The following is a 15,990-nucleotide window of genomic DNA, read 5'->3' as shown; positions in this document are numbered from 1 at the left end:
CGCCGGGGTTCCTCATGGGCACCGCGGGGGGGGCGGGGGGGGGCCCGGGGGGCGCGGGGGGGCCCCCCCCGGGGGGGGGCCCCCCCCTGCCGCGTCCGTGAAGGCGGGAGACGCCCCGCTCAGTCCCGGTACAGGCCGGACAGCGCGTCGGCGTACTTGTCCCGGATGACCCTGCGCCGCATCTTCAGCGACGGTGTCAGCTCGCCGGTCGCAGGCCCCCACTCCTGTGCCAGCAGCTCGTAGCGCTTGATCTGCTCGCTGCGGTTGAGACGGGCGTTGGCGGCCGCCACCGCCCGGTCCACCTCCGCACGGACGGCGGGATGCCCGGCGAGTCCGGCGGGACCGTTCCCCGTCTCCACCCCGTTGGCCGCGGCCCAGGCGGGGGCGGCCTCCGCGTCGAGCACCAGCAGGGCGACCAGGTAGGAGCGGTTGTCGCCGTGCACCATCGCCTGGCCGATCAGCGGGTGTTCCTTGAGCGCGTTCTCGACCAGGGCCGGCGAGACGTTCTTGCCGGTGGAGGTGATGATCATCTCCTTCTTCCGGTCGGTGAGCCAGAGGTAGCCGTCCGCGTCCATCCGGCCGATGTCGCCGGTGGCCAGCCAGCCGTCGCCGTCCAGCGCGGACCGTACCGATCCGTCCGGCTGGAGGTAGCCGGAGAAGACGGACGAGCCGCGCACCATGATCTCGCCGTCCTCGGCGAGGCGGACCTCCACGCAGTCCACCGGTCGCCCCACCGAACCGAGCCGGAATCCTGCCCGCGGGCTGTTGCTCGTGGCCACGCCCGTGGTCTCGGTCAGCCCCCAGGCGTCCATGATGACGATCCCGAAACCGGCCCAGAACTTCACCACGTCGACCGACATCGGTGCCGACGCGCTCGCCGACCAGGTCACCCGGTCCAGACCGCCCGCGGCCAGCATGGGCAGCAGTACCTCCTCACGGACGCGCGTGTAGCGCTCTTCGAGCGCGGCGGGCGGCGTTTTGCCCTGCTCGCGGTACCCGACATGTTCGCGGGCGATCTCGAACGCCGCGTCGATGACCGCCCGCTGCTCGGCCGGCATCAGGGAGAGGATGCCCCGCACGGTGGCGGACAGCTTCTCCCAGATCCTCGGCACCCCGAAGAACTGCGCGGGCCGCACCTTGCGCACGACGGCGGCGACACCCGTCGGGTCGGCACAGAGGTAGACGTGCGAGGCCCGGTGGCAGGGCAGGTAGATACCCAGCATCCGTTCGGCGATGTGGGCGAAGGGCAGGTAACAGATGTGCTCGACGTGCGGGGGCAGCTCCACCACGGCGTCCAGCGCCAGCGCGTTGGACATCACCTGGCGGTGGGTCAGCACGACACCCTTGGGCTCGCCGCTGGTACCGGAGGTGTAGACGACGGTCAGCGGGTCGTCGGGGCGGGCGGTGTCCAGTTCCCCGGCGAACTGCTCCGGCACCGGTGCGCGGAGCAGGGAGCCGTACGGAATGTGCCGGCCCTCCGCGCCCGCCTCGGCCACCGCCAGCCGCTCGAGCGGGGTGTCGGCGTCGGCCAGCAGCGGCTCCCACACCGCCACCTGGGCGGCCCCTTCCACCACGGCGAGGCGGGCCCGGCAGTTGCGGGCGATGTGGGTGATCTGCTCGGGGGCCGCGGTGCCGTAGACGCTGACCGGGACCGCGCCGAGGCGGACGAGCGCCAGGTCGGACAGCCAGTGCTCCGGCCGGTTGGACATCATCAGCAGGACGCGGTCGCCGCTGCCGACACCGAGCGCCGCATACCCGGCGGCGAGGTTCCCGGTCCGCTCGTGGATCTCCGCCCAGGTGAGCGTCGTCCAGGCCCCGTCAGCTTCCGCGGACTGCCAGGAGAGGCCGGGGAGTCCGGCGTACTCGCGTGCGTTGCGGAGCAGGAGCTGCGGCAGTGTCCGGCCGGCGGGGGCGCCCGGCAGGTCGCCGGTGCTGCGGGGTGCTGATGTCATCGGAGCCTCCTTCTCATCGGTGCCTTCTCATCGGTGCCGTCTCTCGGAGTCGGTGAAGGTGTGCTCGTCCTTCCGGCGGGAGGGGCCACGTCAGAGGCGCGCGACGACAGCCACGACGCCCGCGTCACAGCCAGCTCCTCACTCGCTCGATCAGCCGGGCGGGATCGGGGCCGACCGGGGTGACGTTGAGCATGGTCACGCCCGCCTCACGGAAGACCTCGACGCGGTCGCGGACATAGCCCTCCGGGCCTGCCAGGCAGAGCTGTTCCAGCAGTTCGGCCGGTACGGCGGCTTCCGCCTCCTTCTTGCGGCCGGCGAGGTAGTGGTCCTGCACGGCCGCTGCCGCTTCCTCGTATCCGTAGGAGCAGACCAGGTCGTGGTAGAAGTTGCGGCCGGGCGCCCCCATGCCGCCGACGTAGAGGGCGACAGCCGGTCGCATCAGGTCACGGGCCGCCTCTGCGTCGTCGCCGATGGCCAGCAGGCCGCCGGCCACGACCGAGAGGGGGCCGAGCGCGGGGTCACGCTTGGCCGCGCCTTCGGCCAGGGACCCGCCCCAGACCTTGGAGGCGTACTCGGGGACGTACAGGAACGGCAGCCATCCGTCGGCGATCTCGGCCGTCATCCGGACGTTGGCGGGGCCCAGCGCCGCGACGAAGACCGGGATGGAGTCGCGGACCGGGTGGTTCAGCAGCTTCAGTGGCTTTCCGTGGGTGCCGCCCTTCTCGGGTGGCAGGGGGAGGTCGGTGATGCCGTGGTGCTCGATCACCTCGCGCCGCCAGATCCGCCGGGACAGCTCGATCACCTCGCGGGTGCGGCCCAGGGGCCGGTCGTATCGGCGCCCGTGCCAGCCCTCGACGACCTGGGGTCCGGAGGCTCCGATCCCGAGGACGGCGCGGCCGCCGCTGAGGGCGTCGAGTCCGGCCGCGGTCTGGGCGATCAGTGCGGGGGTGCGTGAGTAGACGTTGAGGATGGCCGAGCCGATCCGCATCCGCTCGGTCCTCGCGGCGAGGTAGCCCATGATCGTCGGGGAGTCGAAGCCGTATGCCTCGGCCACCCAGACGGCGTCGAGGCCCGCGGCCTCCAGGGCGGCCGCCCGGTCCGCGGTGGTGCGTGGATCGCCGGCGTACGTCAGGGGTGAGGACAGTTCCATCAGCAGTGATCCTTCAGCAGTTCGGGTACGTCCCAGTCGCGGGCGACGTCGAGGGTGTGCGTGCCGGGGAGGGCGGGGGGCAGGCGGAGCGTGCCGGGGGTTTCGGAGAAGCGGGGTGCGGGAGCGGGCTGCGTGACGCCGTGCGCCTCGGAATAGGTGCCGCGTCCCGCGAGATGGTGATGACCGGCCGCCTCGCGCAGCGAGAGCACGGGCGCGACACAGGCGTCGGAACCCTCGAAGACGGCCGTCCACTCCTCGCGGGTGGCGCTTCTGAACCGGGTGGTGAACGCGGCTCGCAGCGCGGGCCAGTTGCCGGGGTCGGAACGGTCCGGCAACTGGGTTCCGTCCAGGCCCAGCAGCGAGACGAACACCGCGTAGAACTGCGGTTCCAGGGCGCCGACCGCCATCCAGCGCCCGTCGGCGGTCTCGTACACGCCGTAGTAGGGGCAGCCTCCGTCGAGGAGGTTGCTGCCGCGGGTGTCCCGCCAGGTGCCCTCGGCGAGCATGCCCCAGAACATGGTGGTCAGGTGTGCGGCGCCGTCCACGATCGCGGCGTCCACCACCTGGCCGCGACCGGTGGCGCGTGCGGTGAGCAGGGCGGCCAGTACGCCGGTGGTCAGGTAGAGGGAGCCGCCCGCGTAGTCGCCGAGCAGGTTGGCGGGGAAGGCGGGCGGCCCGTCCGGCGTGCCCGTCATGGAGAGGGCGCCGGAGGTGGCGATGTAGCCGATGTCGTGTCCGGCCCGCGCCGCGAGAGGCCCTCGCTGGCCCCACCCGGTCATCCGGCCGTACACCAGGGCGGGGTTGGCGGCCATGCACGCCTCGGGGCCCACCCCGAGCCGTTCCGCGACACCTGGCCGGCAGCCCTCCATCAGGATCTCGGCACGTGCCGCCAACGCCCTTACGGATGCGGGCCCTTCGGGTGACTTGAGGTCGACCAGGACGGAGCGTTTGTTGCGGTTGGTCACGTCGTACGCGGGATCGCCGGCGAGCGGCGAGGGGCCGGGGCGGTCCACGCGCACCACGTCCGCGCCCAGATCGGCGAGCAGCATCGACGCGAAGGGGCCGGGCCCGATCCCCGCCAGCTCGACCACACGTACGCCGTCCAGCGGGCCCGCCACGGCGCGGCCGGGAGGTTCGGTGGAGTGAGGGCTCATGGGTTCCTCTCTCGGCGCTCGGCGTGATCGCCGCTCGGCCGGGCCGTACTGAGCGTTCGCTAAGAACGTAGAAGTGCACGGACGCGGGGTCAACTCCTCGCACAGCAAGAGTTTTTGTGGTCCCATACTGGGGAAGCGAATCAGGGCCGCCCTCGTTCTTCCGGCTTCCCTGAACGATCGCTAAGCAGGAGAACGGAGAAGGCTTCGGGTTCGCGGCCGTACGATGCCGCCGATCACCGACCGCCCCGAGGAGAGCCGTTGAGCACCGAACCGAGCCAGAAGACCACCCCTCCGCCGGAGCACTGGCGCTCCTACGGACCGCTGGGCCTGCACCCGGTCCTGGCCCACGCCATGGCGGCCTTCAACGAGCACGGCTACCACGGCACTTCGGTCCGGGACATCGCCGGGCGGGTCGGCGTCACCGTGCCCGCGCTGTACTACCACTACGAGAACAAGCAGGCTCTGCTCGCCACGCTGCTGGAGACCTCCATCAAGGACGTCCTGGACCGGTGCCGGGCCGCGGCCGGGGAGGCCGGGGCCGATCCGCTGGCGCGGTTCTGCGGCATGGTCGAGTCGATCGTGCTCTACATGGCACACCGGCGGCAACTGGCCTTCCTGGACACCGAGATCCGCAGCCTGGAGCCGCAGAACAGGGCTCGCTACGTCGCCCTGCGCGACTACCTCGAGCACATGCTGCTGGACTCGGTCGAGGCGGGCCGCGCCCGGGGCGTGTTCACCACGCCCATCCCCGCCGACGCGACGCGTTCGGTGCTCATCATGTGCCAGGGGGTCGCCAACTGGTTCCGCACGGACGGCCCGCTCACCGCGGAGGAGGTCGCCGAACGCCACGTACTGCTGAGCCTTGGCACCGTGGGCCACCCCGGCGCGGTCACCGGCGACTTCACGCTCCCGCTCCACCCCTCACACGCGCGGATCCCCTCGCTCCGGGATTCCGCGTCACCCGCTTCCTGACGTTCCGCTCCGCGGCTCAGCACCCCACGAGAGGACACCCTCATGAACGAGCACGAGGCCCGCGCCCGCTTCCAGGAGCTCCGGGAGAAGGACGGACCGGTCTCCACCACCGAACTCGACGCGATATGGGCGGCGTTGGCAACCATCCGCCCCGAGGAGATACTCGGCGAGTGGAGGGGCGGCGAGTTCCGCACCGGTCACCCCCTCGACGGAATGCTGGACGAGGCCGGCTGGTACGGCAAGACGTTCTCCTCCGTGCACGATGCCAAGCCGCTGATGTGCCGGAACGAGGCGGGTGAGCTGTACTCCAACCTCGAACTCGGCCAGGGCGAGGCCAGCCTGTGGACCGTCGAGTTCCGCGGCGAGGCGACAGCCACCATGGTCTACGACGGCCGGCCGGTCTTCGACCACTTCAAGCAGGTGGACGCCACCACGCTGATGGGCATCATGAACGCCAAGGGGGTCCCCGCCGAGGGCCCCTTCTACTATTTCTTCCTCGAACGCGCCCCCCAGACCCCGCACGGGAGCCCCCGTGCCGAAGAGGTCTCGTGAGGCGCGTCCGCGCCGCGGTCACCGAGGCGCCGGGCGCGCCGTTCACCGTCCGGGACGCGGACCTGGAGGATCCGCGTCCGCACGAGGTGCTGGTGCGGATGACCGCGGTCGGCGTGTGCCACACCGACCTGGGGATGCGCGACACCTGGCCCCGGCAGCTCACCCCGATGGTCTTCGGCCACGAAGGTGCGGGCAGGGTCGAGGCGGTGGGAGCGGAGGTGACCGGCGTCGTGCCCGGGGACCACGTATGCCTGACGTTCGCCAGTTGCGGTGTCTGCGAGCAGTGCACCACGGGCCACCCGGCGTACTGCCGCGCGGCGCAGACCCTGAACTTCTCCGGCGGCCGCGCCGACGGCACCACGCCGCTCGCCCTCGACGGCGCCCCGCTCCACGCCGGCTTCTTCGGTCAGTCGAGCTTCGCCACGCACGCCGTCGTCCATGAACGCGGCGTGGTCAGGGTCCCCGCCGGTCTGCCGGCCGCCGTCGTGGCGCCACTGGGCTGCGGGGGTCAGACGGGGGCGGGCACCGTGCTCAACCGGCTGCGTCCAGAACCGGGTTCTTCGCTGGTGGTCCTGGGTGCGGGCGGGGTCGGCCTGAGCGCGCTCATGGCCGCCGTGGCAGCGGGCTGCGCCCCGGTCGTGGCGGTCGACCCCATCGCCTCCCGCCGCGCTCTGGCCGGGGAACTCGGTGCCGGGGCCGCCCTGCCCCCCGGGGACGGTCTGGCTGCGACGCTGCGCGACCTCACCGGCGGGGGTGCGCACTACGTCGTCGAGACCACCGGCCGCCCGGAGATGGCTCGCCGGGCCGTCGGCGCCCTGCGCCCGCGCGGCGAACTCGCACTCCTGGGCCTCGGCGGCGAGGTGACGTTCGACGTGATGGGCCTGCTCGCCAAGGGCGTCCGCGTCCACGGGGTGATCGAGGGCGACTCCGACCCCGGGCGCTTCATCCTCGAGCTGATCGGCCTGCACAGGCGCGGGCTCTTCCCGGTCGACCGGCTGGTCACCACGTTCCCGTTCGAGGACATCGGAGCAGCTGTGGCGGCCATGCGGGACGGAAGTGTGGTCAAGCCGGTCCTCACGTTCACCTGACGGGCGACCGCCGCCACGGGCCGGACCGGCCGGCCGCGCGACACGGCACAGTGGCGCCGGAACACCGGCAAGTGATCCTGAAGTCACGTTGCGCACGGTCCCCGTGAGGGCGCCCGGCCCTCTCACGGCGTGTGATTGACTGATCCGCATGGCCCCCGCCTCCCGATCCGCCCGTCCGGCCGCGCCCGCCGGCCGGGTCGCGGCCACCCGGCCGCGCAACCGCAGGCAGCTCATCGTCGAGGCGGCCGGCCGGGTCTTCAGCAAACGCGGGTACCACGCGGCTTCCATGGAGGAGGTCGCCGCCGGAGTGGGCATCACCGCGGCCGCTCTGTACCGGCATTTCCCGAACAAGTACGCGCTGTTCGCCGAGTGCGCCGACGTCATGGTGGACGGACTGGTCACGGCAGTGGACGAGGTGCCGTCCGACGCGGCCCTGACGGAGCTGCTCACCGCGATCACCCGGATCACCATCGCGCACCGTGCGTCGGGCGGCGTGTACCGATGGGAGGCCCGCTACCTCAGCCACGGGGACCGTCGGCGCCTCGCGGCGAAGTTCGGCCGTCTCGTCGACCGGGTCGACGAGGCGGTGCAGCGTGAGCATCCACTGCCCGACGAGCGGCTGCGCGCCGTGGCGGCCCTCGGCGCGATCGCCTCCATCACGATGCATCACACCTCCATCGGCCAGCGCCGCGCCGAGGAACTGCTGCTGGCGTCCGCGCTGCGCGTGGCCGCGAGCGACCCCGCGAAGGGCCGGCGGGGCTCCCGCCCCGTCGAGCTGCCCGCCCCGCCGGTTCCGCGTACCCGACGCGCGGAGATCCTCGCTGCCGCCATCCCGCTGTTCGCCCGGGACGGGTTCGCCAGTGTCACGAACGGACAGATCGCGGAGGCGGTGGGACTGACCCCGTCCGCGCTCTACCGCCACTACCCCGGCAAGATCGACATCCTGGCGGCGGCGTGCCTCCAGGCGGCCGGGCTGCTGGCCCAGGGCGTGGAACGGAGCCTGCACGAGGTCGGCGACCCGCACGACGCCGTCGTCGCCCTGGCGGCGACGTACGTGGCCTACAGCTTCGAGCACACCGAACTCAACAGCGTCGCCGAGGCCGAGGTCGCCGGCCTGCCGGTCGGCCTGCGGCGGCCGCTGGTGCTCGCGCAGCGGGAGCACATCGCGGTCTGGGAGCAGCAACTGCGCCTCGCGCGTCCCGAGCTGGACCCACGCCAGGCGCGGGCGCTGGTGCACGCGGGCTTCGGCGTGGTGGTCGAGGCCGGACGCGGACTGCGGTGGCAGGACAGCCCGGGCCACCGCGAGGCCGTGACCGCTCTGGTCGTGAGCGCCCTGGGTCTCTGAGCGGGCATCTCGACCGGACGTGCGCGGCGGGCGCCCTCCGGATGTCACTCCGGGGCCCGCCCCTCGACGCGGCTGTCGCGGGGCGGGCCCCGGAGGACTCGGCTGTCGCGGGCGGGCCTCGGAAGACGCGACTGTCGCGGACGGGCCCCGGAGAAGGCCGGTTCTGCGGCTCAGTCCTTCCTGTTCCCGGTGGGGATCGTGATGGGTGTGGTGGTCCCGGAGTCGCCCTTGTTGAGGAACAGCATGCCCAGGGCGCGCACCATCTGATCGATGGCGTAGAAGGTGCCGGGCATGACGGGCGACAGTCCCTCACGGAAGAGGATGTACGCCGGCCATGCGGTGCGCACGAGGGCCGCGGACACGTAGTCGCGCTTCAGCCCCAGCCAGTCGCCGACCTGGTCGCTGAGGACGTAGCGCACGAACTCGTTCAGGAACCCCCGCGTCACACCGAGGTCGATCTGCGCGGTCAGGCCGAGCAGTTCCTCGGCCAGCGCGATGCCCTCGGTCGTCGGTGTGAGGATCGGCGTGAGGACCTTCGCCGACTGGGCCTCCGCGGCCGCCCAGGTCTTCGGAATGTACTCGTCCGGCACACCGAGCAGGTGGACGGCGACCTGCCACGAGTGCAGGAAGGCCTCCTGGTCCGCGACCGGGTACGGGATCTTCCAGTTCAGCAGCTTCCTGTGCACGTAGGTGCCCAGGCTGTGGAAGGTGACCAGGATGTCGGCGGCACTGATCGGGACGGTCTCGTCGGCGACCGCCCTCCAGTGCGGCGACTGCGGAAGCAGGTGACGCACCGCGGCGTGCACCACGCGGGTCTTGTTGGCCGTGACGACGAACTGTCCCTCCGGCTCGAACGCCTTCAGCTGGGACAGGTCGTAGCCGAACGTGAACGTCTTGGCCGCACGGTCCTGCATGTCGGAGCCGCCCGCGGCCCAGTAGACGCTCTTGGCCTCGCGCGGGATCACCGTGCTCATGATTCCGCTGCCGAGGCCGTACAGCATGAAGAGGTACAGGTCCCGGCGCCGGTTGAAGTCGGCGGCGCGGGTGAGTTTGGCGCGGTCGGCCCAGGAGGGCAGTTGGTTGACCCCTTCCAGGTACGCCGTGAAGTCGGCCGGCATGCCGCCGGGCAGCGGGTCGTTGTTGTTCACCCATGATTCCCACGCGGTGTTGATCGCGGGCACATGACCGTTCTCGAGCATCGAAACCATCAGCGGATCCGCTGCCCCGTCCCAGATCCACTCCGGACCGGTCCCCGCGGCGGCTGCGGCGTCCGAGCCCATCGACGCCCATGCCTGGACGGGACTCGTGACGCCCACGAGGCCGAGCGCGACGCCGAGGGAGAGCATCCCTCGCCTGCTGAGATTGTCCATTGACTTACCTGCTTCCCTGATGGGCCAGATGGTCTTAGATGCCTTCGCAGACTTGTCAGTTGTGCGGCCTGCGCGTGGTTACACCTCGCCGTACCGATGTGATTTTCGATTAACATAGCGAGGTACGTTGCCGTCGGCAATGGTGATGACCGAAGGGCCGCTCCCGCGGGCGGCACGCCACCCGGGCCGGACCCGGAGCACCGGCCCGCCCGATGCGGCTCCCGGCCCCACGGCCGCCAAGGCCGCGCGTCCGGCCGTCGCGGGCGGCTCGGAGCACCGTGCCACCGCACGCCCGGCGGACGGACCCGGATCGCCGCGTCCGGCCCTGGGGATCCGCCGGATCGCCGCGCCGACGCCGACGGATCCGCAGCGACACCTCCCCAGCGGATAGCCCATCGGCGCCGGATTCGATCTCCCGGGTGCACGCCCCGACGGGCTGAATGCGCCCCGCGCACCACCCCCTCCCCCGACAGGTAAAATACGCATAAGACCAGGTCAGGCCCCCGCAGAACTCTCCTTGAATTCACCATTCAATTAAAAACGGAAATTCCTTGGGCGCCCCATCTGATTTGCGGGTTCGCATTCCGTGCATTCCACTCGGAACGTACGGCAACCCCATTTCCCACAGGACGGGGCATCACCCATGTACACCACAGAATCCACTGCTACCGACATCGAGCTCGACCTCGATGAGGCGCTCAACCCGGGCGAGGCCGAAGGCTTCTACCGCGACTCCCGCGAGTGCGCGTACCTCGCCCTCCTCGGAGGCGGCTCCGCGCTGCTGCTCTCGCCGCCGACCCCCCGCCCGAAGAAGGGCTAGTCGGTAGCACATGGACCAGTCACATGCTCCGTCCCCCCTCGCGGGAGCCGTGCATGACCTGGCAACAGAGGTGGTCCTCGCTCTTCGGAGCGGGGACCACCTCGCCACGGTTTGCGGCGCGGCAGGAATCGACGAGGACAACCGAACGGGAATCGCCGCGGTACGTGTCATCGGAGCCGATCTGCTGCTGCCCAGTGTGCTGCACGGGCACCATCCGCATCCCGGAGACATCGCCGTACTCCACCGTGCCGTGCGGGAGTTCCCGCCGCGGCCCGACGCTTCCGACGCCGCGGTCTGGAGCCACTGGGGCATGATGTCCGCCCTGCACCGGACGGCATCGGCCGGCGCCCCCGGCGCCGACGAGCCGAATGCGGCCTGGCTCGAAGGAGCCCCCTGGCAGTCGTTCACCCATCAGCTCTCCGTACTCGCCCCGCTCGCCGTGCCCGCCGCCTCGTCGGCCGTGCACCGTGCCGCCGCCCACCGGGTCGTGGACCTGTCCCGCGGGTTCGTCCGAGCGGTTCGGCGGCGCAACTGGCTCCAGGCGGCGGGGGCCGGACGCTGGCTGGCCGCGCTGGACGGCCGGCCCGACAGCCTGGGCCTGGACCGCGGGCTCGACTTCGTCGAGCTCATGGGCGGCACGGACCCCCGGGTCGCGCTGCACGTACGGGCCGCCCGGCTGATGACCGAGGGGCGGGCACGGTGACGGCATCGGTGGCCGCCACCCCCGGTACGGCCGGCGCCGCGCTGTCCGTCCTGCCCGGCGTGCTGCGGCGGGCGCTCGGCTGGGCCGACGCCCACCGTGCCGGATTCGTACTTCCGGCGGATGTACTGGAGCCGCACACCGAGGTCAACCGCACGCTTAAACCCCTGGGCGAACTGGCCCAGCTCTGCAGCACGATCAGCCGCAGCACCGGCCCCCGCACTCCGGAGCACACCACGGCCGCCGACCTCGTCACATTCGCCTGGGACCAGGTGCACGCCGGCGATCTTCTGCTGGAACTGCTGCGGGGCGAGCCCTTCGCCGCGTACCCGTACGAGATCTACGCAGCCTTCGCCGGATACGGACTGCGCAACGAGGGCTTCGAGCGCCTGGCCGGGACGCTCTGCGCGACCAGGGGCTGGGCGCACACCGAGCAGCAGGCCAACCGGGAGCTGGGCCTCATCAACTCGGAGCGGCGGGTCGGCACCGCCCCGCACACCGACGCCGGTGCGGTCCTCGCACGCACCTGGCTGGGCGGGCTGTCCGAACCGTGGATGTTCGAAGGACCTTCCGGCTACGCGCTGACCCACACCGTCTTCCACATCACCGACTGGTGCTGTGTGCCCGAGCGGATGCCCGCCGACATCGACGCGTATCTGCGGGCCTGGCTGCCGCCCTGGATCGACGGCTGTCTGGAGAGCCGCCAGTGGGACCTGACCGGAGAACTGCTCGCGGTCGCCGCGGCCCTGCCAGGGCCGCCGCCCACGGACCTGCTGGACGTGGCCTGGCCCGCGCTCGCCACCGCACAGGCCCCGGGCGGTGCCGTACCGGAGACGGGCCCCACGGCGTCCGGGGCCGAGACGGCGCAGGCCCCTTCACCGGGCGGTGCGGAGGCGGATCCGTACCCCTTCCTCGCCTGCTACCACTCCACCCTGGTGACCGCGTTCGCCGCCGCGCTGTCCCTCAAGCGGCTCACCACGCACCCGGCAAAAGCCGTCGCAGCGGACACCGGGGCCGCCGTATGAGGCGCACCGGCCTCCGCACCAGCCGCACGAAGGGAGCTGCCGCATGAGCGGCATCCAGCAGATCCATGACGTGGGCGCGCGGGCCCTGGGATGGCTGTACGAGCACCGGGCAGGGTTCCGGCTGGACGACGACCCGCCTCCCGAGGTGGGGGTCCTGGACCGGTTCAAGCCGCTCGGCGAACTGGCGCTCATCAGCAAGGTCATCTTCCGGGAAGGAGTCGCCGGCTCCCAGCAGGCCGCGCTGGCGCGCAAACTCCTCGATCACGCCTGGCACGAACTGCTGGGCTCGGGGAGCCGCCTGCTCGAAGGCCAGCGGCGCGAACCACTGTGTCCCGTACCGATGGAGGTCTACGTACCCTTTCGCGAACTGGGGTTCCGGGAGCCGTCCCTGGAGGCGGCGGTCCGGCTGAACCACCGCCTGAACAGCTGGGGCGCACTGGAGGTCGTCCCGGTGCGACGGCTCGGACTCAGCGCCATGGAGCGCCGGTTCGGACTGGAGCCGAGCGTGCCGGCCGACGAGGCGTACCGGCGCACCTGGCTGTCACGGCGGCCCGAACCCTGGACCGTCGAGGGAAATATCGGCTACGACATCACCCACACCGTCTTCCATCTGACCGACTGGGGCGCAGATCCGGCCGGGCTGCCCGCGGAGGTGGCCGACTATCTCGCGCTCTGGCTCCCGGTCTGGCTCGACGACTGGCTCGACCTCGGGCGCTGGGACCTGCTGGGCGAACTGCTCGTCGTCGACGCCTGCCTCCCGGAACCGACCCTCGACCCGGCCGCATGGGAGGGCTTCGCCGCGGCCCAGCAGCCTGACGGGGCGATGCCGGTGATGGGCGGCATGCCGGAAGGTGACGAGGAGTCCGTCTTCGACCTCGTCTACCACCCCACGCTGGTGGCGGCGTTCGCTTCGGCGCTGGCCCTGTCCCGCGCCCTCTCGGACCTCGCCGCCCCGGCCCCCGCGTGACGGCCCCGCACGAGATCCGACCGGCCTCCGCCGGCCGTCCGTCCCGCGGCGACGGCGCGCGGGCCGGTCTGCTGGCCGATGCCGCCCGGACCATCGACGCGCCCGACCTCGTGATCGCGCTCAGCCACCGGGGCAAGCGCACGTACCACTTCGCCGCAGACATGCGGCCGGACGACGCGCCTCGCTACGAGCTCGGTTCCGCGTCCAAGCCCTTCACCGGGCTGCTCCTGGCCGCCCTCGTCGCGGCGGGCCGGCTGCGCTACGAGGACCCGGCGGCCGGACTGCTGGCCCCCGGCCACCCCGTACACCCCTCCGTACGCGCCATCACCCTGCGCCATCTGATCACCCACACCTCGGGCCTGCCCGCGCTGCCGGCGGACTTCTACCCGCAGGCGCTGCCCCGGTGGTCGACCGCGCCGTACAGCCGCTACCCGGCCGACCGCGTGGTCCGTGCCTTCCTCCGCGCCCGCCCGCGCCACCGGCCGGGCACCCGCTGGCACTACTCCAACTTCGCGGTCTCCGTACTCGGCCACACCCTGGCCGCCGCCACCGGTACGTCCTGGGAGTCGCTGCTCCGGACGGAGGTGCTGGACCCGCTCGGCCTGCACGGCACGCGACTGCGCCCGAGCCCCCTGGACGGCGACGCCGTGGGGCACCGGCGCGACGGCAGGCCGCTGCCCGCGCTCGACACCGGCGGCTTCGACGCCGCCGGAGCCGTGCGGGCGACGCCCGCGGACCTGCTCACGTTCCTGGAAGCGCACCTCCCGGAAGCCGCCGGGCCCACGGCCCCGCCGGCCGCGGCGTTCGCGGACGTACGGCGCCCGCTGCTGCGGCGCGGCCTGGGGCACGCCCATACGCACACGCTCACCTGGTTCCGCCACGCGTCGGCGCACGGGCCGGTCTGCTTCCACGCGGGAGCCACGCTCGGGCAGCAGATGTTCCTCGGCTTCCGCCCGGACACCGGTACGGCGCTGGCGGCGATGTGTACGCGGCGGGTGCACAGGACGGACCCGTTCATCCCTACGGTTCACGCGCTGCTGACGGAGAAGCTCTGACGGAGAAGCTCTGACGGAGCGAACGGCCGGGGGCCCGTTTCGGATGCTTCCGGAGCCGGCCCTGATCCACGGCGGTCTCCGGTCGGGACGGCCGGATGCGGACCCGTGTCCGTCCGCGTGCAGGACGTGCCAGGACCTGTGATCCGCCTGCACGTCTTCGCAGTTCGGTGGCGCCCCGACACCGAGAGATCCGATGATGGCCGGACAGCTCGCAGCGAGAAGCCGTCTACGGGGGATGAAAGTGGGCCATCGGGAAGGCAGTACTGGTTCATCGCGTCTGATTCCCCGGCCTGTCGTCGCGCCGGGTCCGTTGCGCCGGCTCAAGGACTTGCTCTACGACCTGTATCTGGCGGCCGGATCTCCCACCTTGGACGCGATGGCCGGCCTCTTCGCCGACCTGGACCCCGAGGACCGGACGATCAGAGCGAGCCCATCGCGCGACACCATCCGCAGGCTGATCAGGGACCCCGATGTTCCGCCGAAGCAGGCCGACGTGGTGGCCCTGGTGATGCTCCTTGCGCGGTCCACCGGCGGCGAGAGCGAGGAGGCCGGACAGGAAGCCGCCCGGTTGTGGAGAATCGCTCGCCAATACGTTCCGCCCGGCCGCCCCGTGGCCGAACTGGATCCCCATGACCTGGAGGTCCACAGGGCCATTGACCTCGGCGACGAGGACGGGCTGCCGCCGCTCCCGGCGTACGTCGAGCGCAGCCACGACGGATCCCTGCGACGCCTGGTGGCAGAGGCCGATGCGGGGAGCAGCCGGCTCGTCATGCTGATCGGTACCTCCTCCACGGGGAAGACACGCGCCTGTTGGGAAGCCGTCCAGACGCTGCGCGACGGATGGCGGCTGTGGCACCCGATCTCCCCTGACCGGCCCGAGGCGGCCCTCAGGGAACTCGAGCAGGTGGGCCCGCGGACGGTCGTCTGGTTGAACGACGCGCAGCACTACCTCCTCGACGAACGACACGGGGAACCCATCGCCGCTGGACTCAGAAACGCGCTGGCCGACCCCTCACGGGCCCCTGTGCTGGTTCTGGGGACACTGTGGCCCGGCTACCACGACAGGATCAGGGCGGGCACGGCTCATCCCAGCCCCAGCGCGTCCAGTCAGATCCGCGAGCTGCTGAAGAAGGGGCACGTCCTCTCCGTTCCGACACGCTTCGACGACCACGAGGTGGCGGCGCTGCTGAAGGCACAGGACCCCCGGCTGGCCGTCGCCGCCCGCCGAGCGGCTGACGGCATGATCACCCAGTACCTCGCCGGAGCTCCCGAACTACTGACTCTGTTCGAGTCGGCCGAACCGAGCGTGAGGGCCTTGTTGTGCGCCGCAATGGACGCGCGCAGACTCGGCCATCCGGTACGGCTGCCGCTGCCGTTCCTGGCCGCTGCCGCTGAGGGATATCTCTCCGACGTCGACTGGGACCTCCTGGACGAGAACTGGCTGGAAGAGGCTCTGGCAAGGGTCACGGCGCCTGTCAAGGGCGCGCGCGGACCCCTGCATCCGCAGCGGCGCCCCCGTGGCGGCCGGCCGCCGGTCCCCACGGCACAGTCGTACCGACTCGCCGACTACCTCGAGCAGATCGGAACGACGACCCGGCGTTCCGCACCGGTACCCGAGCTGTTCTGGGAGGCCTGCCTGGAGCACACCAGCCCGGGGGCGGCGGGTGTCCTGGCCGCGGCGGCGCACAACCGGGGGCTGATGCGCATCGCCTGCGCGCTGTGGCTCCGCGCGGGTGCAGACCATCTCATCGCCGACTGGCTGGTCTCGGCGGACCGGGCGGCCGAGGCTCTGCCGTGATACACCAGGGCAGCCGACACCGGCGACGCCGCCTCACTGCGC

At 71.8% G+C, this 15,990-nt stretch carries 14 protein-coding genes; 10 read left to right on the top strand and 4 right to left on the bottom strand.

Annotated features, from left to right (window positions below; genetic code table 11):
• Positions 1 to 119 precede the first annotated feature (119 nt).
• The 3 genes from ACIQMX_RS37265 to ACIQMX_RS37255 all read right to left on the bottom strand — a co-directional run bounded on the left by ACIQMX_RS37265 (position 120) and on the right by ACIQMX_RS37255 (position 4,256).
• A complete protein-coding gene (locus tag ACIQMX_RS37265; protein WP_402484879.1) occupies positions 120 to 1,952 on the bottom strand; it encodes an AMP-dependent synthetase/ligase in 1,833 nt (610 codons plus the stop codon).
• Between the two features lie 124 nt (positions 1,953 to 2,076).
• On the bottom strand, positions 2,077 to 3,102 hold the full coding sequence (locus ACIQMX_RS37260) for an LLM class F420-dependent oxidoreductase (RefSeq protein ID WP_402484876.1): 1,026 nt from the start codon (positions 3,100 to 3,102) through the stop codon (positions 2,077 to 2,079).
• Entirely contained in the window at positions 3,102 to 4,256 is a 1,155-nt protein-coding gene (locus ACIQMX_RS37255; protein WP_402484873.1) for a CaiB/BaiF CoA transferase family protein, read from the bottom strand. Before ACIQMX_RS37255 ends, ACIQMX_RS37260 begins: the two co-directional genes overlap by 1 nt.
• A gap of 258 nt (positions 4,257 to 4,514) precedes the next feature.
• Between ACIQMX_RS37255 and ACIQMX_RS37250 the strand changes: the two genes are divergently transcribed.
• The 4 genes from ACIQMX_RS37250 to ACIQMX_RS37235 all read left to right on the top strand — a co-directional run bounded on the left by ACIQMX_RS37250 (position 4,515) and on the right by ACIQMX_RS37235 (position 8,213).
• Complete coding sequence (locus tag ACIQMX_RS37250; RefSeq protein ID WP_363076286.1) at positions 4,515 to 5,228, top strand: TetR/AcrR family transcriptional regulator; 714 nt, start codon at positions 4,515 to 4,517, stop codon at positions 5,226 to 5,228.
• A gap of 42 nt (positions 5,229 to 5,270) precedes the next feature.
• Positions 5,271 to 5,780 (top strand): DUF4334 domain-containing protein, encoded by a 510-nt coding sequence (locus ACIQMX_RS37245; protein ID WP_402484869.1) that lies wholly within the window; start codon positions 5,271 to 5,273, stop codon positions 5,778 to 5,780.
• Entirely contained in the window at positions 5,777 to 6,868 is a 1,092-nt protein-coding gene (locus ACIQMX_RS37240; protein ID WP_402484866.1) for an NAD(P)-dependent alcohol dehydrogenase, read from the top strand. Before ACIQMX_RS37245 ends, ACIQMX_RS37240 begins: the two co-directional genes overlap by 4 nt.
• Positions 6,869 to 7,016: 148 nt before the next feature.
• Positions 7,017 to 8,213 carry a TetR/AcrR family transcriptional regulator gene (locus tag ACIQMX_RS37235; RefSeq protein WP_402484864.1) on the top strand — a complete coding sequence of 399 codons (1,197 nt, stop codon included), beginning with the start codon at positions 7,017 to 7,019 and terminating at the stop codon, positions 8,211 to 8,213.
• 170 nt (positions 8,214 to 8,383) lie between these two features.
• Here ACIQMX_RS37235 and ACIQMX_RS37230 read toward each other — a convergent pair whose 3' ends face one another.
• Entirely contained in the window at positions 8,384 to 9,583 is a 1,200-nt protein-coding gene (locus ACIQMX_RS37230) for an oxygenase MpaB family protein (RefSeq protein ID WP_363076278.1), read from the bottom strand.
• 643 nt (positions 9,584 to 10,226) lie between these two features.
• Between ACIQMX_RS37230 and ACIQMX_RS37225 the strand changes: the two genes are divergently transcribed.
• From ACIQMX_RS37225 to ACIQMX_RS37200, 6 genes are all read left to right on the top strand, one after another.
• A complete protein-coding gene (locus tag ACIQMX_RS37225) occupies positions 10,227 to 10,403 on the top strand; it encodes a hypothetical protein (protein ID WP_187285003.1) in 177 nt (58 codons plus the stop codon).
• A gap of 10 nt (positions 10,404 to 10,413) precedes the next feature.
• The gene (locus ACIQMX_RS37220) at positions 10,414 to 11,106 is read left to right on the top strand and encodes a hypothetical protein (RefSeq protein WP_363076276.1); all 693 of its coding nucleotides are present in this window, start codon (positions 10,414 to 10,416) and stop codon (positions 11,104 to 11,106) included.
• Entirely contained in the window at positions 11,103 to 12,128 is a 1,026-nt protein-coding gene (locus tag ACIQMX_RS37215) for a DUF6895 family protein (RefSeq protein WP_363076274.1), read from the top strand. Before ACIQMX_RS37220 ends, ACIQMX_RS37215 begins: the two co-directional genes overlap by 4 nt.
• 43 nt (positions 12,129 to 12,171) lie before the next feature.
• On the top strand, positions 12,172 to 13,095 hold the full coding sequence (locus ACIQMX_RS37210) for a DUF6895 family protein (RefSeq protein WP_363076272.1): 924 nt from the start codon (positions 12,172 to 12,174) through the stop codon (positions 13,093 to 13,095).
• The gene (locus ACIQMX_RS37205) at positions 13,092 to 14,150 is read left to right on the top strand and encodes a serine hydrolase domain-containing protein (protein WP_402484860.1); all 1,059 of its coding nucleotides are present in this window, start codon (positions 13,092 to 13,094) and stop codon (positions 14,148 to 14,150) included. Before ACIQMX_RS37210 ends, ACIQMX_RS37205 begins: the two co-directional genes overlap by 4 nt.
• Positions 14,151 to 14,478: 328 nt before the next feature.
• Complete coding sequence (locus tag ACIQMX_RS37200) at positions 14,479 to 15,948, top strand: hypothetical protein (RefSeq protein ID WP_402484857.1); 1,470 nt, start codon at positions 14,479 to 14,481, stop codon at positions 15,946 to 15,948.
• The last annotated feature ends 42 nt before the right edge of the window (positions 15,949 to 15,990 follow it).

The sequence above is a fragment of the Streptomyces sp. NPDC091416 genome (assembly GCF_044756845.1).
In the GTDB taxonomy this organism is placed as follows: domain Bacteria; phylum Actinomycetota; class Actinomycetes; order Streptomycetales; family Streptomycetaceae; genus Streptomyces.
Note: the sequence above shows the minus strand (reverse complement) of the source record. Positions and strands in the feature narration are given on the sequence as shown.

Excerpts from the sequence above, each read along its gene's own strand:
- ACIQMX_RS37265 (WP_402484879.1), bottom strand. The coding sequence starts at position 1,952 with ATGACATCAGCACCCCGCAGCACCGGCGACCTGCCGGGCGCCCCCGCC.
- ACIQMX_RS37260 (WP_402484876.1), bottom strand. The coding sequence starts at position 3,102 with ATGGAACTGTCCTCACCCCTGACGTACGCCGGCGATCCACGCACCACC.
- ACIQMX_RS37255 (WP_402484873.1), bottom strand. The coding sequence starts at position 4,256 with ATGAGCCCTCACTCCACCGAACCTCCCGGCCGCGCCGTGGCGGGCCCG.
- ACIQMX_RS37245 (WP_402484869.1), top strand. The coding sequence starts at position 5,271 with ATGAACGAGCACGAGGCCCGCGCCCGCTTCCAGGAGCTCCGGGAGAAG.
- ACIQMX_RS37235 (WP_402484864.1), top strand. The coding sequence starts at position 7,017 with ATGGCCCCCGCCTCCCGATCCGCCCGTCCGGCCGCGCCCGCCGGCCGG.
- ACIQMX_RS37230 (WP_363076278.1), bottom strand. The coding sequence starts at position 9,583 with ATGGACAATCTCAGCAGGCGAGGGATGCTCTCCCTCGGCGTCGCGCTC.
- ACIQMX_RS37225 (WP_187285003.1), top strand. The coding sequence starts at position 10,227 with ATGTACACCACAGAATCCACTGCTACCGACATCGAGCTCGACCTCGAT.
- ACIQMX_RS37220 (WP_363076276.1), top strand. The coding sequence starts at position 10,414 with ATGGACCAGTCACATGCTCCGTCCCCCCTCGCGGGAGCCGTGCATGAC.
- ACIQMX_RS37210 (WP_363076272.1), top strand. The coding sequence starts at position 12,172 with ATGAGCGGCATCCAGCAGATCCATGACGTGGGCGCGCGGGCCCTGGGA.